Origin of the sequence: Shewanella sp. SM71 (assembly GCF_025653905.1) — a bacterium.
Taxonomy (GTDB): domain Bacteria; phylum Pseudomonadota; class Gammaproteobacteria; order Enterobacterales; family Shewanellaceae; genus Shewanella; species Shewanella oncorhynchi.
This window is the reverse complement of the sequence record NZ_JAKKRW010000012.1, coordinates 69,076-94,404: the sequence shown is the minus strand read 5'-3', so window position 1 is coordinate 94,404 and position 25,329 is coordinate 69,076. Positions and strand designations below refer to the sequence as shown.

Annotated in this window: 25 protein-coding genes; 1 reads left to right on the top strand and 24 read right to left on the bottom strand. The window is 47.8% G+C overall.

Annotated elements, in window-relative coordinates:
- Positions 1-85 precede the first annotated feature (85 nt).
- The 18 genes from L5L97_RS13270 to L5L97_RS13185 form a co-directional block, all read right to left on the bottom strand.
- Positions 86-238 (bottom strand): hypothetical protein, encoded by a 153-nt coding sequence (locus tag L5L97_RS13270; RefSeq protein WP_158497640.1) that lies wholly within the window; start codon positions 236-238, stop codon positions 86-88.
- Between the two features lie 242 nt (positions 239-480).
- On the bottom strand, positions 481-1,242 hold the full coding sequence (locus L5L97_RS13265) for a DNA adenine methylase (protein ID WP_168825217.1): 762 nt from the start codon (positions 1,240-1,242) through the stop codon (positions 481-483).
- A gap of 145 nt (positions 1,243-1,387) precedes the next feature.
- A complete protein-coding gene (locus tag L5L97_RS13260; protein WP_076500504.1) occupies positions 1,388-1,609 on the bottom strand; it encodes a hypothetical protein in 222 nt (73 codons plus the stop codon).
- Complete coding sequence (locus L5L97_RS13255; RefSeq protein ID WP_263182319.1) at positions 1,606-3,393, bottom strand: hypothetical protein; 1,788 nt, start codon at positions 3,391-3,393, stop codon at positions 1,606-1,608. Before L5L97_RS13255 ends, L5L97_RS13260 begins: the two co-directional genes overlap by 4 nt.
- 2 nt (positions 3,394-3,395) lie before the next feature.
- On the bottom strand, positions 3,396-3,695 hold the full coding sequence (locus L5L97_RS13250; protein WP_263182318.1) for a hypothetical protein: 300 nt from the start codon (positions 3,693-3,695) through the stop codon (positions 3,396-3,398).
- On the bottom strand, positions 3,688-4,713 hold the full coding sequence (locus tag L5L97_RS13245) for a hypothetical protein (RefSeq protein WP_263182317.1): 1,026 nt from the start codon (positions 4,711-4,713) through the stop codon (positions 3,688-3,690). Before L5L97_RS13245 ends, L5L97_RS13250 begins: the two co-directional genes overlap by 8 nt.
- A gap of 24 nt (positions 4,714-4,737) precedes the next feature.
- Positions 4,738-7,233 carry a hypothetical protein gene (locus tag L5L97_RS13240; protein ID WP_263182316.1) on the bottom strand — a complete coding sequence of 832 codons (2,496 nt, stop codon included), beginning with the start codon at positions 7,231-7,233 and terminating at the stop codon, positions 4,738-4,740.
- Between the two features lie 12 nt (positions 7,234-7,245).
- Positions 7,246-7,611, bottom strand: coding sequence for a hypothetical protein (locus L5L97_RS13235; protein ID WP_131525971.1), 366 nt, complete (start codon positions 7,609-7,611; stop codon positions 7,246-7,248).
- Positions 7,608-11,534, bottom strand: a complete 3,927-nt coding sequence (locus L5L97_RS13230; protein ID WP_263182315.1) for a tape measure protein — start codon at positions 11,532-11,534, stop codon at positions 7,608-7,610. The genes L5L97_RS13235 and L5L97_RS13230 overlap by 4 nt, the downstream gene beginning before the upstream one ends.
- A gap of 119 nt (positions 11,535-11,653) precedes the next feature.
- Positions 11,654-12,400, bottom strand: coding sequence for a hypothetical protein (locus L5L97_RS13225; protein ID WP_263182314.1), 747 nt, complete (start codon positions 12,398-12,400; stop codon positions 11,654-11,656).
- A gap of 20 nt (positions 12,401-12,420) precedes the next feature.
- Positions 12,421-12,861: a hypothetical protein gene (locus L5L97_RS13220; RefSeq protein WP_173497609.1), complete on the bottom strand. Its 441-nt coding sequence runs from the start codon at positions 12,859-12,861 to the stop codon at positions 12,421-12,423.
- Positions 12,861-13,316 (bottom strand): gp436 family protein, encoded by a 456-nt coding sequence (locus L5L97_RS13215; RefSeq protein ID WP_263182313.1) that lies wholly within the window; start codon positions 13,314-13,316, stop codon positions 12,861-12,863. Before L5L97_RS13215 ends, L5L97_RS13220 begins: the two co-directional genes overlap by 1 nt.
- 2 nt (positions 13,317-13,318) lie before the next feature.
- The gene (locus L5L97_RS13210; RefSeq protein WP_263182312.1) at positions 13,319-13,843 is read right to left on the bottom strand and encodes an HI1506-related protein; all 525 of its coding nucleotides are present in this window, start codon (positions 13,841-13,843) and stop codon (positions 13,319-13,321) included.
- Positions 13,844-13,925: 82 nt separating this feature from the next.
- Positions 13,926-14,846 (bottom strand): Mu-like prophage major head subunit gpT family protein, encoded by a 921-nt coding sequence (locus L5L97_RS13205; protein ID WP_263182311.1) that lies wholly within the window; start codon positions 14,844-14,846, stop codon positions 13,926-13,928.
- Positions 14,846-16,003, bottom strand: a complete 1,158-nt coding sequence (locus tag L5L97_RS13200) for a phage protease (RefSeq protein WP_263182310.1) — start codon at positions 16,001-16,003, stop codon at positions 14,846-14,848. Before L5L97_RS13200 ends, L5L97_RS13205 begins: the two co-directional genes overlap by 1 nt.
- A 95-nt stretch (positions 16,004-16,098) precedes the next feature.
- Positions 16,099-16,806: a hypothetical protein gene (locus L5L97_RS13195; RefSeq protein WP_263182309.1), complete on the bottom strand. Its 708-nt coding sequence runs from the start codon at positions 16,804-16,806 to the stop codon at positions 16,099-16,101.
- A gap of 1 nt (position 16,807) precedes the next feature.
- On the bottom strand, positions 16,808-17,236 hold the full coding sequence (locus L5L97_RS13190; protein WP_263182308.1) for a hypothetical protein: 429 nt from the start codon (positions 17,234-17,236) through the stop codon (positions 16,808-16,810).
- A complete protein-coding gene (locus L5L97_RS13185) occupies positions 17,237-18,328 on the bottom strand; it encodes a hypothetical protein (RefSeq protein WP_263182307.1) in 1,092 nt (363 codons plus the stop codon).
- 302 nt (positions 18,329-18,630) lie between these two features.
- Here L5L97_RS13185 and L5L97_RS13180 point away from each other — a divergent pair, with 302 nt between their 5' ends.
- Positions 18,631-19,473 carry a hypothetical protein gene (locus L5L97_RS13180; protein WP_263182306.1) on the top strand — a complete coding sequence of 281 codons (843 nt, stop codon included), beginning with the start codon at positions 18,631-18,633 and terminating at the stop codon, positions 19,471-19,473.
- Between the two features lie 2 nt (positions 19,474-19,475).
- On the opposite strand, the gene L5L97_RS13175 is transcribed toward L5L97_RS13180, so the two are convergent.
- Genes L5L97_RS13175 through L5L97_RS13150 form a run of 6 tightly spaced genes read right to left on the bottom strand, consistent with a single transcriptional unit; the run spans position 19,476 to position 25,328 of the window.
- A complete protein-coding gene (locus tag L5L97_RS13175; RefSeq protein ID WP_263182305.1) occupies positions 19,476-19,928 on the bottom strand; it encodes a phage virion morphogenesis protein in 453 nt (150 codons plus the stop codon).
- A 9-nt stretch (positions 19,929-19,937) separates the two neighbouring features.
- Complete coding sequence (locus L5L97_RS13170; RefSeq protein WP_263182304.1) at positions 19,938-21,257, bottom strand: phage minor head protein; 1,320 nt, start codon at positions 21,255-21,257, stop codon at positions 19,938-19,940.
- A complete protein-coding gene (locus L5L97_RS13165; protein WP_263182303.1) occupies positions 21,250-22,851 on the bottom strand; it encodes a DUF935 domain-containing protein in 1,602 nt (533 codons plus the stop codon). Before L5L97_RS13165 ends, L5L97_RS13170 begins: the two co-directional genes overlap by 8 nt.
- The gene (locus tag L5L97_RS13160) at positions 22,851-24,497 is read right to left on the bottom strand and encodes a hypothetical protein (protein WP_263182302.1); all 1,647 of its coding nucleotides are present in this window, start codon (positions 24,495-24,497) and stop codon (positions 22,851-22,853) included. Before L5L97_RS13160 ends, L5L97_RS13165 begins: the two co-directional genes overlap by 1 nt.
- A complete protein-coding gene (locus L5L97_RS13155) occupies positions 24,497-25,066 on the bottom strand; it encodes a DUF3486 family protein (protein WP_263182301.1) in 570 nt (189 codons plus the stop codon). Before L5L97_RS13155 ends, L5L97_RS13160 begins: the two co-directional genes overlap by 1 nt.
- The gene (locus L5L97_RS13150) at positions 25,056-25,328 is read right to left on the bottom strand and encodes a hypothetical protein (RefSeq protein WP_263182300.1); all 273 of its coding nucleotides are present in this window, start codon (positions 25,326-25,328) and stop codon (positions 25,056-25,058) included. The genes L5L97_RS13155 and L5L97_RS13150 overlap by 11 nt, the downstream gene beginning before the upstream one ends.
- Position 25,329 lies beyond the last annotated feature (1 nt).

The following is a 25,329-nucleotide window of genomic DNA, read 5'->3' as shown; positions in this document are numbered from 1 at the left end:
TTTCGTTCGATTACAAAATTGCAACCTTGTTTTTACCCTCAATAAAAACCACTTGCTTTTAGTATGCATTTGATAATGCTTAAATTTATTTTTGAACCCCAAAATAGTGCATTTTAAGTCCGCCGCCCATACCCCAAGGCTTTGGCGGCCATTTTTCAGGACAACTCACAGGGTTATCCACAGATTTTGTTGATAAGTCGAAATAACCTAGAAACCACGCGGGATTGGAGGCTGTCATGTGTCTTAACAACCGTCTCTCGGCATTTAGTAATTTAATTACATTTGATAAATGTTGCTACTTGTGTAGCGCGCCACGAGATTTGATAAACGAATTCACCTAAATTGAAAATTAGTGATTAATCAATTACTCGTTGGTTCACTTAGTTTGATAAATATGGGTTCACTCAATTTGATAAACTTCTCAATAAGCCCCCTAAATCGAGGGCTATTGAGTCTTTTCTACTTAGTTAATACGTTGCTCTACCAGTTCCAAATGAGCAGTTCTTGCTGCTCTCCAGAGCGTTTTGAGCCTCCTACCGTGTAACGTATTCCCAGAGTCTTCATTTGTAGTCCAGCGAATGCCTCGCGCATCTCTGGTATGTCATTCACACTGATCACCATCTTGCCTTTGATCGTCTTCGCAAGCTCGGCCATCAAGGCATATTGCTCTAGTCCAAACTCTACACCATAGCCTGCCGTACTCCAGTAAGGCGGGTCTAAATAGAACAAGGTTTCTGGCTTATCGTATCGCCTTACGCACTCAGCCCAGTCCAACCGCTCGATATAGGTTCTTGCCAAGCGTAGGTGAGCAACGCTGAGATCTTCCTCAATCCTTAACAAGTTCAAACCAGCGGGTCGAGACGCTGAACACCCAAAATTCTGACCTGATACTTTCCCGCCAAACGCCAGCTTTTGAAGATAGTAGAAGCGACTCGCTCGCTGAATATCGGTTAGTGTTTCAGGGTTAGTATTCTTCTGCCATAAAAACTCTTCACGGCTAATTAAAGCCCATTTAAAGTGCCTTATAAACTCCTCTAAATGATGTTTAATGACTCGATAAAGATTCACCAAGTCGCCATTCATATCGTTGACCACTTCCACCCTTGCCTCGTCCTTGCTGAAGAACATTGCTGCACCGCCGCAGAAGGGTTCGACATAGGTATGATGCTCAGGGAATATCGGTAAAATCTGCTTAACTAATCTACGCTTACCACCCATCCAAGGGATAATCGGTTTTGGCATGTGAGCCTCCTTTTTTAGGATTTTTTATGCTAGGCTCGGTTCGCCGTGTCGACGCGGTGAGGGAGCCTTGGTTGGCTCACAGGGAGTTATCCTGTGTGTTGACGGTCTAGCAGTGTTGGTAGCATTGCTAGACCGCTCTCTTTTATCAAATCTCTAATTCAACATACGTCAGGTCGGCGGCTTGGCCTTGGATCTGACCATCGACGATATACACTTTCCCGCTTGCAACTGAGTCACCCAAAACAGTCTGATAACTGCCATCGGCGTGCTGTACTGTTGTAGTGCCATTTGTCACGTTAATCACAGTGGCAACACTGCGCTGGGGCTTGGGGTTTAAGTTCGCTAAGCGTTGATAGATGTTGCTCATGCTGCCACCTCATTACGCAATAGCGTCACGGTTTGATTCACTGTAACCATCCCCGTTGACTCATTAACGCTGCCACTAATGCTGAAGCTTTCACACACTGACTTAAACACCTCGGCACCTTTACGAACCCCAATTAACATGCCTAGGCGCATGGGTGGTAAATCCGCCATGACCTTAGCGCGAATGCTGTTTTGCACCTTATTACCTGCGTTGGCTAATTCGGCCGTTGCGCGCATTCTTGCGGCTTGATTATCAGTGATTAACTTATCCACTATATCAGCAGCAAAGTTGTCACCAGCGGTCCCGAAACGTTTCACTTTCGCCGCCACGCCTTGTTGCTCACCACGCACAAACACCGCATTAGCATCGGGACGAATATCAATACGCTCGTTAAATTCGAGGATCACTCCGTCATGCAAAATCACATCGGGAATTGCGCTTGCGGTATTCCAAGGCACGACTGGCCACTGAGGGATCACCGTTATAGTCTGAGTTTCATCATTCACATCGAGCATGGCCCCAATGCTATTTGCCATCATGTTAATGGCTTCAGCGGGAGTTTTAGCGGCATAACTAAAGGCGTTTGCGGGTACAGGGTAATCACTAATTTTACTGGCGACAGTCCACCCAGTATTGGCCACAATATCGGCCATCAAACCAATAAAGCTGCGGGCTACTACGTTCACATAGTTGATGGCCTTTCGGTTCGGGCTGGCGAGAGTTGCTAAACGGCCTCGACCTGTCGCGCTATAACTGGTTTTGCCAAAGGCTTTAGATTCGCTGGGAGACTCACAAAGCAGGTAAAAGTCATAGCCATTAATGCTTATTTTCAGTAATTCATTAGCGGCACGCTCGGCATCAATACGGGATGAAAACGCTAAGCTTCCGCTACTGGCCCATTGCGAACGGGACTGAGAAATAGATACTGATTTGAGCACCACAGCAACGCCGTCACTCACACGAACACAACTGATTTGAGGCTGCATGAGGTAACTCCTTCTGATTTGCGGTTCGATGGGGATCTTAAAATCAATGGTGGGTAAAGATGGATTTGTGCCTATCAGGCCGCCGCCATCGTCCCAGTAACAAACATTGGGTGAAGGGGTAAAGTTGAGCACAATCGGGCTTGCGGCATTTCCCCAAGGGTCACTAAAGTTAATGGTGATCTTGCCTTTGGGTGGTCGGTATTTGCTCGAACACACCCACCGCGCCGCATGTGGCCCCCATGCTATTCCTTTCATATCGCCTGCAGCACGAATATTCGAGTGGGCAAGCTTAACCTCAGTCGCGACTAACTCACTTTGCCTAAAACCCAGTGCGATAATCTGCGTGGTAGCCTCTGGCTGCCGCCATAGCATTTCAACCCGTGATGGCACTAAGTCAGGCAATAGCCATAGGCTAGAAGCTTGCACACTATGTAACTGCGGCACCAACCAAAGCAAATCAGCTTTACATGGCACTAGGTTATTCCAGCGCCAAACCACTGAGGCGGTAATACCCAGTAATGTTTTAGCTTGCCACTTGGCCGTCACGATTTGCGTCACATGGCCAACTTGCCATTGTGACGTTAATTGTGTGGCATGGCTTTGGGTGGCTTCTTTAATGGTTAGCTGCTGTGCAACGCTCGGCGCAATCGAAATACCTATGCCGCACATAATACCAATGGTACCCGCGCTAATGGGTACCTCTGGTATCTCTGGCGTGGGTTCATCACCAAAATTAATGGTGAGCGGTGAATGGGCGTTTAGCCATTGGCCGCTAAAATTAATCGTGATAGCAGTCATAGCTATAGATTCACACGGTTAGCATCAACTAATTCACTGGTAACACCATCAACTATTTCAGCATTAAAGTTTTTGTCATCATCCATAATGACCACAATCACGCCGTCTGTAGCTTGAGTTGGTGGTAACAGTAACTTGACTACACCACTAGGCGGGAAGTCGCCAAGCCTTAAGGTGTAAAAAGTCGCTCTATCAATCACGGCGTATCGTTCAGCAAACTTATCTTGATTGGTTATCGAGAGTTGCCCAAGAAGGTATACACCTTTAGAAATCGTTGGGGATGGCAATGTAACACTAGGCATACCATTCTCCCGTTGAAAGCCATACTCTTGATCCACCAAAGTGGTATTGAGGCATTAGGTGCCACTCAATACCGTCTGCTATCCACTTATAAATATTGGGTTCAATTGCACAACCAAGAAAGGTTGATAAATGCAATCCCGGCAACATGCCCCTTATAACAGGTTGTAGCATGCTCCGTAAGTGATTAACGCCTTGACTATCAACGTATGACGATGAGTTACCGGAGTCTGAAATCTGACTAGACTGCAATCCTATGACCAAAGGCATGAATGTCATATTGAAACTTGGCGGAGGCGTGGCTGTTACTGGTGATGTTCCATAACCTGTCGAAAGGGGCAAATTGGTTTGTAGCAATACGCCCCTTTTAGGACTTACCAAGCTAGCTGTCTCATATAATTTTAAACAATCATTGTTAGCATTGTACGCATATAACAGGCTACCGCCTCCGTTACCCGTCAATGACACATCGGCTTGAACTGGTGATGATATTGTAATAAATGTATGAACATCACCTGGTACGAAACTTTGAAAATCACCGACAAACAACAACGGCATAGTGCTTGTTGTACCAGCAACATTTCCCCCTGTTTGCGCTGTGCTACCGTAAATTAAAATGTAAAAAGATTTTGGGGTTGCATATACCACCCATCGAGTATGAATGTTTGAACAAGTCACAAAATAATCACGATAGCTGGCACCTGCTACCGTTGACCAATCAGGATTTAACGAGCTAATGAATGGTGCATTTTGTGTAAACAATACATCATTACTAACATCACCGGAGGTCTTAGCCCATATTTTAACAAAACCGCCTGAACCATGTTCGGTCGAATTTCTAAATACAATACTGTTAGCGGCAGCATCCTGAAATGGTGCAGTCCACCCAGCTCCAGGCTTAGAGCCATATCCATCAACAAGGCATTTCTTCAAAATATTGATAATTTCAGAAGGCTTTCGAGTTCCAATCGAAGGCGCACCCGCATCATCCCAGCGATATACTGTTGGTGTAAAACCCATAATAATGACTCCTTTAAATTTCGCTTACGACTCATTGCCAAACAATGACAATACGGCTTTATCTATGGTAATTTGGCTGTGGCCAACCTGCACATTGCGCAGCAACATGATGGGTTTTGATGACGCAAAAGTGGCAAAGCGCACCGCCTCACCCGTTTGCCAGCCGCCACCCCATGCGCCTTTTCTGAGCACAAAATAAGGGGTATTTGTCACGGGGTTGATAGGGGCAAAATCATTGAGGGTATCACCAGTCGCAATTTGTCCGAGGCGGCGACCGACGCAGCGAAATGCGGTTTCACTGGTCATGATCATCACCCAATCTTCGTTTACTGCAGTGTTATTTTTAACCTCTACCGGATAGTCAACGGCGTTAAAATTACCCGTGGCTTGAGTGCCATCAACATCCCAGTTATTTGACCAGGCGGTCATATCCCGTACTTGGCCAACACGCGCCTGCAAATCACCTAAAATCTGCACACTGGCCACAGTTGCCCCAATCGGGTATTCGCGTGATAAAGGTTTTGCCAGCACTATGCTGCTTGGGGTAAAGCTTGAAACTAACGCAAGCTCGCTAATGACATCGGTCAGCACAAAGGGCGGCACAAAACCAGTAAAGGCGCTATTAATGGTGACAGTGCCTGCCGCTTTATTCATGGTGAAATGGGTGTTTTCGCTGGTCCATAGGCTGGCGCCATTCGCATCTGTAATATCGCTAAATGCTGCGTTTTGACGAATGTTATACACGGTACCAGCCGTGGCGGTGACTTGCTGCACTTGTGAGTGTGACAGCGCCACAGTGCCCCACTGGCGGAACATATTCACAATGCCATCATAAGGGATACGCAGCGGGTTAAGGCCATAAATCTCAGCGGGTGGTAGTTGGCGCACTTGATCGCTAATGTCATAGCGCAACGTGGTTAAATCCACTGGGGCACCAAAGGTCAGTTCCACAATGCCACTGCTAATGCTGCCGTTAATGCCAGTGCCAGCAACCCCCCCTTGAGCATTGGCAGAGGCACTAATCAGCGCTCGGTCAGAGATACGTTCAACCTGCACATAAAAGCTTTCTAATAAGGGATTTGGCACGGACAAGGTGAACTTAGCGACCGTATCACCTGCAGCAGCCGCCGCGCTCGATTCGACTAATCCGGCAAAGGTAAACGTAAACTCGCCACGGCTAACGACTTGCTTAGTCACCGCACCTGTTAAGTAGTTAATCGTTGCGAGGTGTTCTGTACCATCATATAGCTTGCCTGTAGTGCCCTCGGCACTCACTCTCTCATACACATCTTGGGCAGCATAGTTTGTATCAGCAAAAACAGCTCGGCCTTTAATACTTCCCACTGTCAGTTGCTTGTTGGTGGGGAACGGGTTGGCGCTTGAATAGATGCTGTATTTATAGGATGAAACATAAAATAGGCTCACGGTTGACGCATCATTAAATCTTGTACTTGAGGTGAGCGTTACCGTGATATTACCTGAGCCAATTGTCACGGATTGAATGTAGCTGGTATAACCGCCGAACGTGGCCGTGGGTAACGTTGAAACGGCAACTAATCCGTTTTCATCGGTTAATAAATCCGTGGTGGTAAAAGTATAGCTATAGGTGCCTGCACTTGAAGGTTGGGTGATCACTTTGCGGATCACTTGGCTTACAGTGGCATCCCCGTTTTCACTGCCGCCGACAATGGTATTGCCTGGCTTGGGTAACACAGTGGTAATGGATGGCAGTAATGACAACTGCGTCGCCCCCACGGCTAAATTAACGCCATTGGCCACAGCCGTTAATTTGGTTACGCCATGAAACTTAAGGGGTGATGCGGTATTAGATAAGCGCAGCTTAGTACACTTACTTTGTCCATTAACAATTAATGATGGCCATGGAGTGGCAAAAGGAATGGGTGGATCGAAAGTGACGGTACCGACTTGACCATTAACATTATTGGTCTTGGTTACTTTGCAAAAGTGAGTTTTGCGCGGCCAATCGGCATTTTCCACCCCAGTATATTCCACAGTAATACAAATCACTTGGCCCACAACCAAATAGGTCGTTTTCCAGTAATCGCGATCATTAAAGCGATAAGTCGATTGCAAGTAATCTGAGGAAAACGAATTTTGATTAACAAGGAACCCTGGGCCACCTTCGCGGATTAATTCCCCTGCAGTGACAGACGACTCAATGATCTCCTTCATATCCGTCATGCGAGACTCATCATCCAGCGCAGGCGATTCAATCATAAACACATTCACCAACGGATCGACTGGTGGCTCACTCACAAACACATGGGCTTGCTTAAGTTTGTTAGTGTCATTTGTATAAAGCGTGGGGAAGCACTTAACGATATCGATACTCGATTGAGCATGATCAATATCAGAGATAGCATCAAACAGTTCATTAATCTGCCCTGATTGCACTACGTTGTTCGTGCGCTGGCCGCCAGCCTCATTGCTTGAACCTAATAGTTCAGGCTTGAAGATTTTTAAGCTGTCGCGAGAAATCGGAGTCGGAGAAGTTGCCATATTAAACAGCCTTTAAACAGTGATTAACTTGAGGGTGATGGCATCGACAGCATCGGGGGCGCTATCGCTGTAGTTAATGTCTGGTGCACCGCTAATCGGTTGATCGCGGTAATCCCAAATCACGCTAAAAACAGTGCCGTTAATATCCAGATTGAAACTAGCAGCCCCTTTTGTATTGGCGTGGCTTTCAAGGGCTTCAAACAGACTTAAAGATTCGCCATCACTAAAGAGCATAATGGAACGCCCTGCCTGTTTAGCCGCGACTTCAACATGCTGCGAGCCATCGAGCGCAAACTCAGTGCTACTCACAAAGGGCGTATACCCAAAGCGGTTAAGCCAAATAAAATGCGGTAATTGAAGCGTGTCTAAGGTGATCATGAGGTGGCCTTAATCTGTTCTAGTTCGCGCAAAAACAGCTGCTTAAACTCATCAAGCAAATCGGCTTTCACCACATTGCCCGATGGCATTGCCAGCTCTAACCGATAAATTTGTACACTGCCGCCTGTGTTCTGATTACTCACCGATGGCGAAGTGGTTTGGCTTGTAGTACTGCGAGTGGAATTCGTCGCGGTGCTTGCACTGCTTGATGCACGCTCGATCGCCTGCGCGTTACGTTCTACCGCCTCTGCTTCGATTTGTTTTAGTTTGGTGGCGTAGATTTGCTGACTCAGTTGCAGTGCTTCTTGGGCACTGGCAATGGACTCTTTATCCTGAGCCGTGCGGGCTGCATCGAGCTGCACCTTAAGCTCAGCTTGTTGCTGTTCATAGCGGCGCTTCTCGATAGCGGCTTGGTTATTGTTGAGCTGATCCATCTCATCTTTGAGACTGCCCAAGGTCGCGTTGATATCGTCACGCAGGCCGAGAATACGATCGCGGGTAGCATCAATGGCCACTTGCAGTGGCTTAAGATCTTCGTCACCTAGCTCGCGTATATTCCACTTTGCCTCACGGCTAATTTGATTAACGCGATCGAGGCTAATGCTTGAGCTTTCGAGTTCTTCAGTCCATTTGCGGGTCAGTAAGGTTTCATTGATGATCTGCTTTTCGCGGATAAAAGCTTGGTTACTGAGCTGCGCCAGCACACCCCAAAAGCCCGTATTCACCCGCATATTGTTCATGATGCTTTTAGTCAGCTCATCGACGCGGGCGTTGAGTTTTTCGGTGCTATCTTCGTTAAAGTTGAACTGTTTATTTAAGTGGGCATAGGCACCCGCAAATAGGTTGACATACTCAGTGGCGCGGCCAGTGGTTTCCTCTAATTGTTCAAGTTCTTCGCGTTGCTCAATTAAGGTTTTAGTGGTCTTTTTTACCTGTTCGTCAGTCTCTTGCTCACCATCTTCCAAACCGCCCATTAAGCGTTGCAATATTCTGAGCACTTCAACTAAGCGCTCTTTTTGTCGCAGGTATTCTTCCGCCGTGATGCCGCCGTCTTTATAGGCTTGTTCGAGCCTCAACATCTCATCAGATACAGCGGCATACTTGCTTTTTATCTGTTCATAATTAGCAGCTTCGAGTGCCTGAACCTCACTGAGCTGCTTAGTTTGGTCACTTAACTTGCCCTGTAAACTAATCAGATCTTGTTGGGCTTTTGCTTTGGCTTTACTCGATACCGTCGAGCTGTTCATCACATCACGGCATTGCTTCAAACGGGCTTCAGTTTCTGCCACTGCGCGGCTTAGCTTGGCTTGCTCGGGTGAAAGTTCCTTCACGCTGTCTGTATAGCCGTATTGCTTTGCAGTCAGCTCGCTCAGTTCCTTGGTTAGCCCAAGGGTAGCAGCTTGCGCTTTCAAGGTTTCGGGTACCGCAGCGCCCGTCGCTTCGGCGGCCGTTAATGCCGCTTTAGCCCAGGCTAAAAACGCATCCTTTTGTTGCTCAATCGGTTCACGGTTATTCTTAATCAGATTAAAGGCCGCTTCGGCTTTCGTATTCACCTGCTCTAAGGCATGGCTACTGGTCAGCCCTAAGTCCTTATAGGCTTGCTCCAATGCCTCGGTGCCCTTAGCAGTAGCATCAAGATAAGTTTGCTGCTCTTCAAACTTGGCGCGCAGTATTGTGAGTAACTTAACGTGGCCTTCGTATTGCTCCCCCGCCGCCTTTAACGGCACTAAGGCGGCATCAATTTGGCGAATAAAACCGCCCATACCACCCTTAACGCCATCGAGCGATTTAGTTTGTTCGCTTAAGGTAAAGGTCAGGCGCAGCGCTTCTTCAACCGTTAATTTAATCGGCTCAACGACGTCAACGGCGGCCTGTTTGACTTCTTCCATGGCTTTAGCGGCGTTTTTCCACTTACCAGTGGCGTCGTCATAAATCAGTTTGCCTTCGTCTACCGCCTTGTTGAACTCGGCCATAGTGGTAAAGGCTACGCCCGTTTGCTCACTGAGATCCTTAAGTGAGTACTCCAATTGTTTGGCGCTAGACGCGGCAGCGCGTTTAGATTTTTCCAGTGCTTCTTCAGCAATCAATAACTCTTGGTATACCCGAGCGACCTCGATCAACTCGCTAATCAGCGCTAAGTACAAACCCGCTTTAGCCGCTGCTGCCAAGGCGGTTTTAAGTTTACCAGCAGCTAAGGCCGCGCCCTCACTCGCCGCAGTGGTACCCATAATCGCGCCAGTGTAAAGACGCATCACGCCGATAGCGGCATTGGCTCCAGTAATCACATCACTAAAATAGCTACCGACTTTTAACGCGAGAAATGCCTTAGCCACAAAACCAATTTCATCACGGAAGTGGTAAAGCATAGCCGCGCCATCTTGCACCGCTGAGCCTATGCTCACGATCGTGTCGCTGACTTGCTGCGCCCATTCCTTTAAACGGCCATCGGCGGCCATGGCGGCAAACTCAAGATTCAACTCACTGATCTGGCCCTTAAGCCAATCAAGTGCACCGGACTGAGCCACGAGATCATAGAAGGATGAAAGGTTGTCTTTGAGGTTTGATACTTGGCCACTGAGCAACGCCATCTGCGCTGCTGCGCTGCCATTAGCGGCTCGGCCCATTTCATCAATCAAGCCTTGAATCACATCGCGGCCAAGCTTGCCTTGCTCACTGAGCTTTTGCAGCTCTAAGGTGTTCTTTCCCGTGACCTTAGCTAGCATGTCCCATACGGGCACGCCGCGCTCAATCAACTGCAGGATCTCTTCGCCCTGTAGCTTTTGTTTTGCCCAGGCTTGGCCGAGTGCCAAGGTGATCCCTTCGACTTCTTGAAAACCGCCACCGAGTTTAAAGGCTTGATCCACAATCGCCTTCATGGTGCCGTTCATAGGATCAAGGCCAAAGGCTTTGGCCTTCACAAACGCTTGGTTGACTTCGTTCAGTTGCAGTGGCACATCGATGGCGAATTGCTTTACCCAAGCGGTGGCTTGTTTGCCAGATTCAAAACCGCCCATCACGGCATTCATTTGCACGCCAAGACGTTCAAATTGATCGCCCGTGGCAAAAATATCCTTCAACGCTTGGGCCACGCGGTCAAAGCCCAAATAGGCACCCGCTAAAGCGGTCACTTGGCCGATCACGCCACGCAGGGAACTGGCTTGATCACGGGCGCTGGCATTGCCCTTATCTAACTGATTCGCAAACTTATCGACATTGCGGCCAGTGCCGTCAAATTCGGCACTTAGCTTGCGCTGCGCTGTGGTCAGGTTGTTGTAATCAATGCCCGATTTTGACAGGGCATTTTGCAGCTTAGTGTGGCTGGATGATTGCTGCGCTAACTCGCGCTGCATTTGCTCCAGCTCTTTTTCAGCCACATCAATAGAGCGTGCCAGCTGCACAAAAGGCGCATCCGTTTGGCTGGCACGTTGCTTTAAGTCCTGCAGTGCTAAGGCGGCGGCAGTGACAGCAAGCTCTTGTTGTTCAAGCTCATTACGTGACCGCTTAAAGGTGTTGATCAGGTCTTGCTGGTTAGCCAGTTCATCGAGCTTATTGGCTAAGGTATTGGCTTTTTGGCTGGTCGATTGGCTGCTATCGCCTACGTCATCAAGCCCAGTTGCTAAAGGCTTGAGATCATTAGTAAACTGCTCTGTTTGGTTGCTGGTATTACGGCCGCTTTGGGCCACTTGGTCTAACTGGTCGCTTAACGGATCAAGGCTATTTTTGAGTTCATCAACTTGGTTAGCACCCGCTTGGCTGGCATCACTCACGCCATCAAGTTCATCAGCGAGCGCCTGCGTCTTAGGATTCGCCGCATCCGACTCAGTGCCGATGCGCTTAAGCTCATCGACTAAAGCCGCTATGTGTTGCTTGCCCGTGGCTTCTGCCACGATCCGCAGGGCGAGTTCTAAGGTTTTATCAGCCATGGCTATCTCGTTAATGCTCTCATTAGTATCTAAATAATCGGTGTTTAAACGGCGGTTAAATGGGGATTAAAGGGCATGGCAATTGAGTACGGCCATGCCTTTGGGTTAAGCAAAACCGCTTACGCATCCAGCTCTAGGTACTCGAACGGATGATCCTTACCCGCGACTAACTGGGCTTTACCTGCAAGGGTGGCGCTCACAAACTCGCTGGCGGCAAAATCGAGCGCAGCCGTAGGCGATAAGCTGGCGTCGAAAATTTCGAGCTTAATCGGCTTGCCTGTTTCGAGGTTTTTACCTTCACCGAAGAGCCGCGCTCGGGTTTGAGCACTAATGCCACCACGAACTAGCGTGCCGGAAATGGCGTTATGTTGGCCTGTCACCGTCACCGCGCCGCCCGCTTCAATTGCGCCGCCTTTTACGGCACGCACTAGCCCTAGGGCATAGTTCACCTCATAGTCAGTGCCCAGCACTAAGGTGGTAGCGTCTTTCTTCACCACAAAACCGAGGGCGGCAAAGTTACTTTCAGGTAGCTGTATCCAACGTTGATTGGTTGGTAAGGTCACAGCTTCATCGGTTAAGGTGCCGCTGCCCGTGTTCAGCACTTGGGTATCACCCAGCAGTGCCATAGCAATCAGTTCGGCAGGTTGATCGTCGAAGGACCATTCCACCTCAACAGGTTTTGCAATTTTCACCACGCTTAAGGCTTGGCCGTAGCTGTCTTTCTTTTTACTTGGACGTACCTTTTCATCGGCGTCGGTTTTAATGGCGAGCTTAGTGGTGTTGATGGGACCAATGATCCCCGTTGATTGCCCTTGGGCATTTAGACGGTCAACAAAGAAGTTGCCTGCGACTAATAATCCACTCATGGTGAGTTCCTCTTAGGTTGTTAAGGTTTGAATCTCAAAATCACACTTAACGCCACGGGGTAATAACCGTGGCTTTTAGTGAAACGGGGTTTAACGGGACTGTTAACGCGCACAAAGGGGCCAAGCATCTGACCATCCACCGCAATGGACTTACCCACAATCGCGTTTAACAGGCTGACTAATAGCTCACCTGCTTGGCCTTCGTGGATAGATAAACGGCAAGCCAATACCACAAGCCAAGTCTGCTTAATTTGGCTGGTGTTGCCGCCTTGTGCGGTATCCGCCAGCGTATCGCCCATATACAGCACATGGGCGGCGGGGGTGATTTGGCTGCGCTCATCCACTTCGCTTAGCTCATTGGCTTGATAGACCTTTTTCAGCTTCTGGCTCGTCACTAATGGCTCAAGTATTTGAGTCAGCGCATCACCTGCAGCAAGGTAGTTATCTTTAATTTCAAACATCAGATAAACCCCTTAGACGATGCACGGCCAAACACGCTGCCTGCACTTTCGATACTGACTACTAGCTCACTTTGGCTAGCGACTTCACCCGTATCAGCTAGCCCCAAACTGATATCGCCTTTGCTCACAGCGGTTAAAAACTTCACCACAGCGGTATAGCGTTTCTCGACTTGTTCAGGGGCTTTATCGCCATACAAGAAGTAACGGGCGATATCGCAGCAGTTACGCTCCAATACGGCGGGAACAGTGGTTAACGGCAAGGTGTAACGGCCCACGATATAGCCATCAATCTCGGCCGACGCATCACTCAGCGCTTGCTCAAGCACGACGGTATTTATTTCCCCTGGCACACTGTCTTCACGCTCGGTGAGCAGCATTAAGTCCTGTGCACCAAAGCGACTGAGCATGTTGTCAGGGGTGGCGTACATGGCTCTTGTGATGGCTAAGTCGGCCATGGCTATTCACCTGCTTCGTTGGTGACGGTGCACGATGTTTCAGTGCTTGGCGTTTCAGCGCTTGGGGTAGCCGTTTCACTCGCACCTGGCACTGTGACTCTTACCGCCCGAATAGCATTGACTAAGTCAGGTTTATTCATCGAGTTAAAGCCGATGATCTCCAAGTCTTTTGCTAACGCCTTAAGATCTTTTACCGTGAGCTGGTCTAACAGTTCATCTACTGTCAGTTGGTTTAAGACTTTCTCTTCACCGCTAGGCTCTTTCACGCCAGTCAGCTTGCCTGTGATATCGGTGCCTAATGTCTGATCACCGTCTGGAATGTCCACACTCCCCGACGCTGGTGCCATATCACGCACGGATACTTTAAGGCGCTGGTCAGCTTCAAACGCTGCAACTTGCTCATCCGACAGCTCGGCCAGCGGTATAAGGTTTTCGCCTTTGGAAAGCGCCATGCCCGCACGGCGGTAGCCAGTGTGCGCAAGACAGATAACCAACAGGACTTGAATGTTCTTAGAAGGATTCGCCATTTCATTGTTACCTCACTCGATGTTGGGGTGCGGGCGCATCCTTGTGCCTGCGATTCGCTGCTCAAACTTAAGGGGTGAACACCTAAAACTGTGGCACCACAAGGATCTCGAACTTGCCTTTCAGTTCGTTATCCACGGTCACGCCACCTTCATCAATGCGCTCACGGGTCATTAACTTGAGTGCGACGTCTTCAAGAGAAGCTGGGATCACCAACAAATTGGGGCGTATCTTGAGCTTCTTACCGCCATCGCTGGTAAAAGCTTGCATGGCTTTGTAAGCACTCCATAGGTTGGTGGCATTGAGAGTACGCTTGTTGGCGAAGGCCATTTGCCAGAAGCCAAAGCCCGCTTCACAGCGCATATCGGTGCCGAACTGGAACTCGTTATTGGTCCAAACTGCAGGGTCAGTTGGATTAAACAGGGTGTTTAAATCCAGCTTGCGACGCTCTTGGAAGATGAGTGGCTTTAATGGGCGCGTGGTATCGAGCAAAAACCAAGGTTCCCCCGTATAAGCGCCATCAACCACCATGTTGGCCACCGATACGTCAGCACCCGTTCCATCGTGCTTCTCGTTAACGGGATGGTCAGTGTCAAAAAAGTTCTGCCCGTCATAACACAAAGTGCCAAAGCCTTCGGCTAATAGCTCGAACACTAGATCGTCGGGAAACTCTTCACCTTCCTGCGCCAATGCCTGCACCATAGGTTTGTAAATCCCTAAAGTGTCATCTTCAACATCATCACGACTAATACCAATCGTGGTTTCAAAGGTACGGTTAGTGATTGAATAACCATGCTCTTTGATGGAGTTGATCACCCGCGCACCAATCCATTCGCGCATGGTCGGCATTGAACCTAACCAGCCGTAGGTATTGGACTTAGTATTGCTTGGCACGACTGAGGCAATTTTTAAATACAGTGGCTCAGTCTTAGCTAAAGCATTTTGAAACTCGCTACGCACCATAGTGCGCAGAGCTTGTAATACTGGGGCGTTAATAGCAGCCATTATTTGTGCTCCTGATCAGCGGCGATAGCTTTAGCAAAGTCAGCTTGTGACATGCCCCAAGAATCGGCCATTTTGATTTGGTCGGCAGTCAGTGCCGCGAGTTTGGTGTCCTTGTCCTTGATAGGATCGGGAACTGTGGTGGTTTGCTTGGCCGTTAATGCGGCAATAGCCACACGCTCACCCAGGTTGGCTGTAAGCGCCGCCATGGATTGCTGGCCTAACTTGGTTAGGTAATCACGTTCACACTCAAAGGCTTTGCCTTCATCTATCGCCGCCTTCACGGTCTGCTCAACGGTAAGCACACCGTTTTCAGCAGTGAGTGCAACAAGTTGCGCGCGCAGGGCAGCGACAGTTGCCGCTGGAACGTACTGGCTTAGATCAACCGAGGGCGATGTAGCACTCAGCGCGGTAAGCTGTTGCTTTAAGCCATCAACGCTATTTGCTGCCGTGGTTAGCGTATTAAGTGCAGATAGCGCCGCGACCTCTTGCTCTGCCGTTAAGGCCGTTGCATCCTCGGGCACATCTACCCCAAGGGCGGCTAAGATTTTTCTCAGTAATGGGTTCACATGGAGTTCCTCCGTGTCGGTGGATTGGATAGGTTCGTGTGGATTGAGGCTTGTATTAAGAGCAGCCAATGCGGCCAACGATGCGAGTGGCAGCATGCCATCGACACCAGGGCGGTTAGTTAACGCGGCTGAGTGGATAAATTGCGGGCGGCCAGTGCTGGTGTCATAACCGAACACTAGGCTGAAGTACTTGTATTCTTTGGCGGTGAGGTAAGCGATGGCGTTATCGGTAAAGCGCGGCTTAATAAACAAGCCCTGCCCTTGTCGATATTGCACGTCATCGATGTTGAACCAACCCGCAGCGGGTGCAGGCAGGCCATTCTTCTCTTTGTTGAGGGTTTGGTGTTCGTAGTCAATAACCAGATCACCGGCTTTATGGGGGGTGTTTGCTTGCAGGGCCGCGAACGCAACGCTATCCATCAACCACTTGCCACCAGCCACATCATCAGGGCGACCATCTACGGCGGCAAAGTGGCCATCAGGCAGCGCCTGAATGTAGCCATCTTCACCAACCACAAAGGTTGCTTCTGAATTGACGTTTAACTGGCTGCTTAAGGCGGCAAAACCCAAAGCGGTGTTGGTTGCAGACATAAAAAAGGCACTCTCAATAACATTGGAGTGCCTATGATGATCTCGCTCTGCTCGCTAGCGGATTGGAAAGGTTTCGGGATTAGACTTATTTAACTTCATTTACAGCATTTAAGACAACTGTGGCTACAATTTTTTCTTGTTTTTGCACTTTTATCAGAAGCAACATCATGAAGTGATACAGTCAAATGCTTAACTTTGAATAGCTGCCCAGAACTCTTATGTCTATGAACTGTGTAGAAGTATCGTGCACCTTTTTCTAGCGGGTCTTCGAGAAACCTTATACTGTATTCAGATTCTTCAATCTCCTTTTGTAGAAGATAATCTCTCCATTTTTGCAGTACTTCAGTGGGATTAGACAAGCGACAATATATAAGTAATGCACCTTCTTTCTGTACTTTGGAGCCTGTTACATACCTATCAACAAGTTGCCTAAAGCCTTCCATAATATGTGTATTACTATTATCTAACTTAGCTTCTCCCAGCCAAACGAAATTATCTCTAAAATTTATCGAGAAATCACAATTCCCATTATAATATGCATCTTGCTCGGCAAGAATACCAGTAAACCGAAATGCATTAACCATTTCTAATGTAGTTCTATCTTCTGAGTCACGAGCTCTTAAGTGGGGGTGCATATCAATTCTACTTATTATCAAGTCTAATGTTTCATATATACAACTTATGAATGAATCATAATCCCTTCCATATAAATCTCGCTGAAGTCCTAAAGTACAATTTGGAAGCCAATGGTTTAAGCTACCATTTTCCACTTGTTCCAACGTCATTTGTTCAAGGCCATTCATGCTATTTCACCTCAACATCTAACTGATGAAATCTATTAAGAGAAAACAAGATGCAAACCTTACTCTCATAGTCATAAATTAACTCGCCTGTATTTGGATGTACAATTGAACCATGTAATTTAGCATCTAACAATTCTTCTACGCTCAATGGGTGCCACAAACCATCATCCACAAGAAAATAATTTACCTTTAAAAATTCAATGTGTTTATCAAGTAGGTAGTTTATTATTATTTTAACTTCATCCTCACATCCTAGTTGAACTACACCGTTTTTTATTGCTTCATGATAAATCTGATGAAAACCTATGTTGCTATAATCATTTCTTAACGCACGTTTTTTGAAATACTCAAAAACAAGCAAGACAATTTTTAGAGAGTTATCACCTCTCCAGTCATTTTTTATCAATGCTTCTATCTGACTAAAGTACATCTACACATGACTTCCAAAATATGATGACTTACAATCCTTTATCGATTGAATAAAATAATCGTAATCACTTTTAGAACAGCACTCTGATAATACCACATAACTTAGATATGGTGATGCATCACCAGTCATTCTGGAAACTCCTGGGAAATATAATTCAGAATTATATTGTTCACTTCCAATTTTATTAACTTTTTTTACGGCTATTCTAAATAATTGAATATCAGAAACCTTCTCAACTCCGGCTTTATGAAACAACTGTTGCCTAAGATCATGATGACCCAATCTCAATCGCTCATGATGAATTACATCACCTACACAAAAACCAAGCTCACATGCACGATCTTGATGGTTATGGTAAATTGCAGGGATTAAAGTGAAAAAATTTAATCTAGCGAAATTTTTAGCATCTAACTCAACTACTGTTCTCAGGTCTTTATAAAATACGTCTCTTAGTAAATTAAATGAATTATCAGTGTCGTCCTTAGATAAATAAGCTGCAGTATCTAATTTTAGTTCAATAGTAGAATCGGATTTCCTCAAATAGACTGAATCATAATAACGTCTAGTTATTCGTCTTTTTGCTCTTATTTCAAAAACACCATCCAATGAATCAAAGACATCAGTATTTTTTAAACTAGAGACGCTGATTGGAAATGTTTCTACCATGCTTTTTACAGATGCATATACAAAGTTAATACCATCAGCATCTTCTGAAACATGTGTTAAACAAGGAAGTTCACTCAACAGTAAGTCAGTACTTTCATCAATGTAAGGATAATTTATTGCAACAGCATCAATTGATGGTTTTACCATGGTTGCATTCCTATATATGAAAAGGAAGGCCTTATGATCTACTTCATCTACAGATACCGTTTTATTAAAGTACAAGAAGTGGTTTTTGTAGAACTCATCTAATTTTAAAAAAGAGTCCCTAACAATATCATTCATCTCGTACTCACGCCATTTATTAGCTGTAGCGGCAAGCCCTCTAGCAAAATCGAGCTTGGCATTAGTACCTAAAACTCTAAAAACACCCCATGACACTCTTTTTTCTAAAGAGTTAATAATTATATTTCTTTTAACTTCATCCATCCCTAGCTCCAAAGTCATAATTCACTTTACTTTTATAAATCACATCATTTTTTAAATGTTAAACAACAAAAATGATTGCGATGCAGTATTTTTTATCTTAGTTATGTTCAATAAAAACGAGCAGACCAATCATACCCTACTTTAAAACCCGTTTAAATCCTTTGTAAAGCGTTTAAGTGGTTTAGCGATAAGCCGTTACACCAAGTTGAGAGTTAAAGCGCTTAAATCGCGTTTGAAAGCTTTACGCTTCGGAGCTTGTCACCTTAGAATACTGTCATTACTTTGACCTCCAAGGACGGCGTATGACCACCAATCCCCCTAAGCAACTCCAAGCCAAGCAGGCACAAACTCCTCGAGCTGAAAAATCTTTTAAATGGCTCATTATTTTACTGGCCATTGTTGCAGGCTGTTTGCTTGCTTTTTACTTTTTAAACTTCCGCGGGGGTATCGGGGATAAAGGTGACTTTGGTGCCTTTGGGGATTACTTTGGTGGCGTGCTAAACCCAATCCTTGGTTTTGCTACTGTTAGCCTTCTAGTCTGGTCATTAAAGTACCAGATGGATGAACTGGCTCTTTCACGACAGGAACTTGCTCTAACTCGCCAAGAACTTGCTGAAACCAAAGAAGAAACGGCTCTCAGTCGTAAAGCAATGGAAGAACAAGTCAATCACATCAAAAATGAAGCAAAGCTAAACGAATTGACAAGACTATTAGACCTTTCTCAAAAAAAATATGAAGTGATTATTGGTCAACCGTTCCCAGTGAAATCAGTCCAAACAAGCCCCCAATCGACTCAAATGCTTAATGATACATATCATTCATTTCTAAATAATACACTGTTACATGTTGATCCCCATTACTACCCTAAATTTGCACTTGCTGTAACAAAAAACGAAGATGTAACAAGCCATTTAAATAGATTAAGGCGTGAGACGATACTCATTTCTGACTTGGCACTTAAATACTATTCAATTAATGAAAGTGAAGAGTTTGCAAGGGCTTATATGTTTGATTCTTACGATATGCTGCAAATAATAAGCCGAATTTATCCAGATGAAATAACTCAAGACAGAATCACTACAATTGCTTCTCTTTTAGCTGAATACATGGATGTGGCTAAAGTTTCAAACACTGACAAATCTTAACTTTATAATAAATATCCTCCCAAAATCCCTAATATAGATTGCTCATCCTCAGTGCTCACACCTAGATATGGGCGTGCTGGAATACCCGCTGGGCCTGCGGGCATATCATCGGTGCCGCCGAACTGATGAATGGCGGCATAGATTTTATTGCTACCAATGGCCGCCCAAAAGTCGCCGCTGTCGGCAGCTACGCTGGCAGCTAGCCCGCCAGCACTGGCTTGTAATATCTTACCGCCCTGGCGTTTAGGGTTGGCCTTAAGGTAGGCATCACTTAAAGATGCCCAGGCTTGACCTGTTACGGGATCGGCCTCTGCTTCAAAGGCTGATTCGGTGGCGGACTCTAGCACAGCGGCAATATCGTTCATGGGTTCGCTTAAGTCATCGAGCTTAATCAGCAAGCTATCAAGCACCTGCAATACAGTGCCGTTGGTAAACTGAATATCCACTTTATTCATAGTGCATCCCTACCCTTTTAACTGACCTTCAAGCACTTGGTATTGGGCTTGCTGTAATTGTGTTAGCGATAATGTCAGTAGTTGCACTTCACCCTCATTAGGCTGGTGCGTTAGCTGCCATGCGCTATTGATGATTACTTTATTCTTGCTGCCATTGCCCTCGATGCCATCAACAGCTGCATACACATACAGCAAGTGTTGATTTTCGCTGTCCCATATTACTGCCTCAGGTGTTGTCAACATCAAAGGTAATCGCTTTACCACACTAGATTGAAGCCCGCTTTTTGCTGTCAGCTCACGCGCCCTTATCGCAAGTAAGGCGCTGGGCTCTCGCCCTAAACGCACTGTCACTGCGGTTTGAATCGAGGGCGTCATAAAACCTAAAGCCTGTACGCCTAAGCCTGGTCTTCGTTTCTGCCCTGGATTGGCGGCAAGTACTTCATCCGTCCATTGGGCAAACTGGGCGTGGCGCAGTGGGCTATTATTGAGTGCTTGAATAAACTGCGCGCGGGTATCGAGGGATTGAATAGTGCCCAGCTTTTTAGCAACGGCCACGTCGGTACCAAAGGCGGCTTCGCCTGGACTATAGGCCCAGCCTAAATCGGGGCTCATGCTGCTGCCATCGGGCAGATCGATACGCGCATGGGGCACGGTTAACACTTCACCCGTTCCGCGCGCGACTGTCTCAGTGTCAAAGCGCTGGATATAACCTTCGCCATTTTCCACAGTGATCCCCATCGCCTTCACTTGCGCCTCGGTGAGCGCCCGAACGCGGCAACGACAGCCCCAGCCATTGGGAGGATAAATGATGTCCCATATTGGATCGTCAAAGCGGAACACTTTACCCCTAAGCCGCGCATGGGCTGGCCGCGTTTGGCCGTCATCTATCGCCACATACTGCCAATAGGGGTGGGTTTTAGTACGCGATAACATGCGCCGATAGCGCCCAGCCATGTAAGCGGTTTGCAGGTTTTGACGATAGATAGTGTTTAAGCGGTAGGGACTCCCCAGCTGTACCTCGCGGCCATCGACTTCCTTTTTACCCCACCATCCGAGCTTTTCGAGTTGAGGTTTAAGGTTTGCCTGAAACTGCTTAGCGGTTAACCCTTGGCTTAGGGCTGCATCCACTTGATTACGGATCGCCGTGAGCACATCCATCTGTGCCGCCTTGGCCACCGTAAAGGCACGGGCGTGGGCGCGGGTCCACACGTCTTGCCAATCGTCACTGATGGCAAAGCCTTTGGCACGAAAATAAGCCACCGCATCGGCGGGGGCTTGGTTAATGACAATGCTTAAATCAACGGTTTTAGGCACTCTTGGTTTAGGCATTGGCCATGCCCCACAGTTCGGCCACAAACATTAACCGCGCTAAGGTTTCGGTAAGCTGCTCGGTATCCATGGCGGGATAGTCCTGTTCCAGTTGCGCCCGCAGCTGCTCCGGCTCGCTCTGCAGTTGTGCCAGTAATGGCTCTACCATCGCCATATAGGCTTCGCTCATTTGCCCTTGAGTGAGTGCATCCAAGGCTTTATCTAAGGCGGTTTGGCTCGGTTCACTCAACGGGGCATCTGACTGCTTAGCGGCCCCCTCTTGCGCAGAGAGCGCAGCCAAGGCCGTCTGGTTAGCAGCGCTGGCATTGGGGTCTTCTTGCTGGATCACCAGCACGGCTTCACCATTAGCGGGCTTAGGGATACGGGTCTTTTCATGCAGCCAGTTTTGTGGGATCTGCATGCCCATGCTGACGAACGCACGCAGCGGATACGCTAAGGCCCGTAAGTCTTCGGCTTCTGTGGTATCAAAGACTAAACGTGGATGACGACGATGGCTTTGATAACTCTTGCAGTTGAGGGCATATAAAGGGGCCACTAAGTCGCGGGTTAAGGTTTCGGCAATCAGGGTAAGGTCAGCATCACGCAGCTCTTGGCGCACTTCGTTATGCACGTTACCGAGCGCATTGGTTGAGCTTTTACCATCGGCTTGGCTGGTCAAGGTGCCGCCTAAAATCACCTTGCTCATGGTCTTTTCAGCCCAGCTAATCATCAAATCAAAGGGATCGGCTTGGCCTGTGGCGGCACTCTCAAAATCCATCACCATGCCCTTGGGCATAATGCCACCCGCGTTATGGCCAATGCTCATCACTGCATTTAACAGGGCGCGCTTTTCCTCATCGCTGGCACCCGCTGGATACTGACCAATACGCAGCGGCAAACCGTAGATCTCAAGGAACTCGGCTAAGTCGCGCACACTGTAGTTTTTAAAAATGAACGGCCAGATTAACTGCCGCACTAAACCACTGCGGCTAACATAGCCCGACTTGGCTGGATGAATATGTTTGATCCAACCAAAGGGCCACAGCTCAGCGCCATTGACCGTGGCATCACGCAGCCGCAGTTCGTTACGCCGCTCAGGGTGAGTCATAAACCAAGACGGATCGCGATACTCTGGCACTTCAATAAACCATTCCCCTAGCTCTCGCGTCCAGGCTAACTCGTGCATGCTAAAGCCCTTGAGAATAGCATCGCTCATTGACTTAATGAGCGCCTTTATCCAGTTACCTTCTTCGAGCATTTCTTGCAGATATTCAGTGTCGGCCTTTTCCTGTGGCGTCGGGTTACGGGGCGGTATTAAATAGTAATCCACGCCGATCAGCGCCCGTTTGCGCTTGTCTAACTCGGCATATAGGTGGCCGTCTTTCTCTTCGATATCTTCGGCCAGTTCACATTGGGCAATGAGATCGCCTTGCTCGGCGGCCTGCAAAATATTGGCTGCACTGGCGGGCGTTAAGCCACTACTGGGGTGCTGGCTAAAGGTGCGTTGCAGACCAATTAAACGCACATCGTCGGTCTGCAGCGCTTTGGCTTCACGCTGCTTAAACGGCCGACCACTGGCGTCCAAAATACGTGATTCAGTTGTTTTTTCTTGCATTACCAGCAACCTCGCTGCGTTTGATGATCATCATCCTCATGGGCATTTGCATTTGCATGGGCATTCGGATTACGGTGATCACTCCTAGGAATGGGGGTGAACTCTATGGGTGCACCGTCTAAGGTGGAGGCGTATACCATCAAGAACAGGCTGATTGCGGCATCACCGTGGCGTTCTTTTTCTTGACCTGTTCGCACATCGCCAAGGCATGGCGTACCTCGACGGTTAATGCTCAAGGCCCGCAGATCAGTACTGGTGTCATCGTCCCTTGGAATAGTGATAAGCCCATCTTCAAAGTGACTTTTAAAACGTGGCATTTGCTCGCGGTAAAAGGGCTCAGACAGCATCACGCAGGCGATCACTTCACTGCCGTATTTATCCTGGGCGTACTCCGCTAACGCTTGACCATTACCGCGTGCATCCATCGCGCCGCCCCTCAGCCGTGGCAAGCGGTCCACAATGTAAAACAGGATCTGCTCTTGCTGGCGAAAGGGAATGTTTTTAAGCTCAACCTGTAACTTGGTTTTAATGTGGAGATCTTGGGCTATTTCACCTACGTCAATCACGGTTAAGTCACCACTACGGGCAAAGTCTTCACCAAAACAATGGGGGCGTGCAGGGTCTAAGCTATCGAGAACCGGCTTCAGTTCATCCTCACACCACTTAAGGATCTCCGCCGCCCGTAACCCCTCTGGCCATTGTCCAAAAGCGTCGTCTTTTTTAAGGCGAACAACGGGGCCGCTATCTGTCACGCTGGCCATGCGGGCTTCGATTAACGCGCGGTTAAGATAGGCGCCACCGCCCGATTTAGGGACGCAGAAGTATTCTTCTAACGCATCCTCTTCGGTAGCAGTGGCTTTGAGTAATTTTGCTTTCCAGTCATCCTCGGCCGCTTGGCTCCATTCGATGCCGCGCACTTGGCAAATACGCTTATACAGCCCCTCATTACAGGCATCATCTAAGGTGACGCGGTGAATGGAGTAATCTTTTTTACCCGCACGGGAATCATTAATCAGCTCATTGAACTGGTTATCAATGCCATTATGGGTGGAGATCAAGCGTACCTTCGCGCCCCACATGGTCAGCGCCAATGCCGCTTTTAGCACTTCGGCCAAGCGTTCGTGGAACGCTGCTTCGTCTATGGTCACATTGCCTTGCATACCACGCAGGTTTGAGGGATTACTCGATAGCGCTTGCACCTTAAAACCTGAGGCAAAGTAAATGGCAAAGGTCAGGATCTCTTTGCCGTCTTGGCCTTCATCAACAAACACTTCTTCTTGGATTTCGCCTGCGGCTTTATCAAATACTTTGGCCCACATGGCCGCAGCGTCGATAAATTCCCGTGCCATTTCTTTGTTACTGCCCACATAAAAATGGTTAGTCCCCCCTTGGCCACGGGCAGCGCCAGCGGTAAGAGAAGCATCGGCAGCCTCGGCCCAAGTGAGTCCAGTTCGGCGCGACTTTTCGGCAATTTTCAGCGGTGACTCGTCGGCTATCCAGCGTTTCTGATAACCGAGCAGCACCTCTTTTGGATCAAAGCGACTTAGGCAACTTGCCTCATACGTGGGATCAAAGCTGCTTGCTGTTGGCGTGATGGCTAGCGCTACCGCAGTCACGGCCGCTAACACCTTTTTTTTAATGGTCATCAGGCAATCCCCAATATTTCGCGCTTAAGCAAGGCCACAGCATCACTGGTTAAACCTGCAGTTTTAGCTACCTTCTCGGCGGCATTAGCCGCTTCGGCCGCGAACGCAGTGCGGATCTCTTTCTCGCGCTTATGGCTGGCGATTGCAGCAGACTCCAAACGCTGCACCGCTAACATGGCGTCTTTAATCATGCCAACGTCGGCACCTTCGCCCGTTTCATCTTGGTTTAATAGGGCTTTAAACAGCTGCGAACGCGCCATTTCGAGGATGAGTTTAGTGACTTCACCTGTGGGTTTATCACCCAGTTCTGCCGTCCACACTTGGGTGATCTCACGCATTTCGCGCAGGGATTTACCCACAGCCTCCATCTTGGTGGCATAGCGGTTGATGCCTGCGCGGGAAAGCTGCTGTTCTTCTGGTAGCCCTGCGGCTTTAATCAGCGCATTGATTTCATCAAGTAAATCAATCTGCTGAATCGAGCCATTACGCAGCCCCGCATCGAGTTTTTTGCGGATAGGATCAGGCAGCAAATCGACTTTAGAGCGTCGGCCTCGGGTTTCACTCGCCATTGTAAGCTCCTTTAGAAGACTTTATCGAAGCAGCAATGTCCTTCTGCGCTTGAGCCATGGCTTTTTGCAAAGCTCTTTCGGCCTGTGCAACTTGGGGCACTTTGGCGAAATACATCTTGCGGAACTCACCTTCGATATACCGCTTACCTTCTTTTTCCATCATTGGTTTAATGACTTGGTTTTCTACATCAGCGGTAACAAAAGCGAGAGCTAAGTGATAAAGCACGTTCTTTTGTCCAGCGGATAACGGTTTAACGGCCATG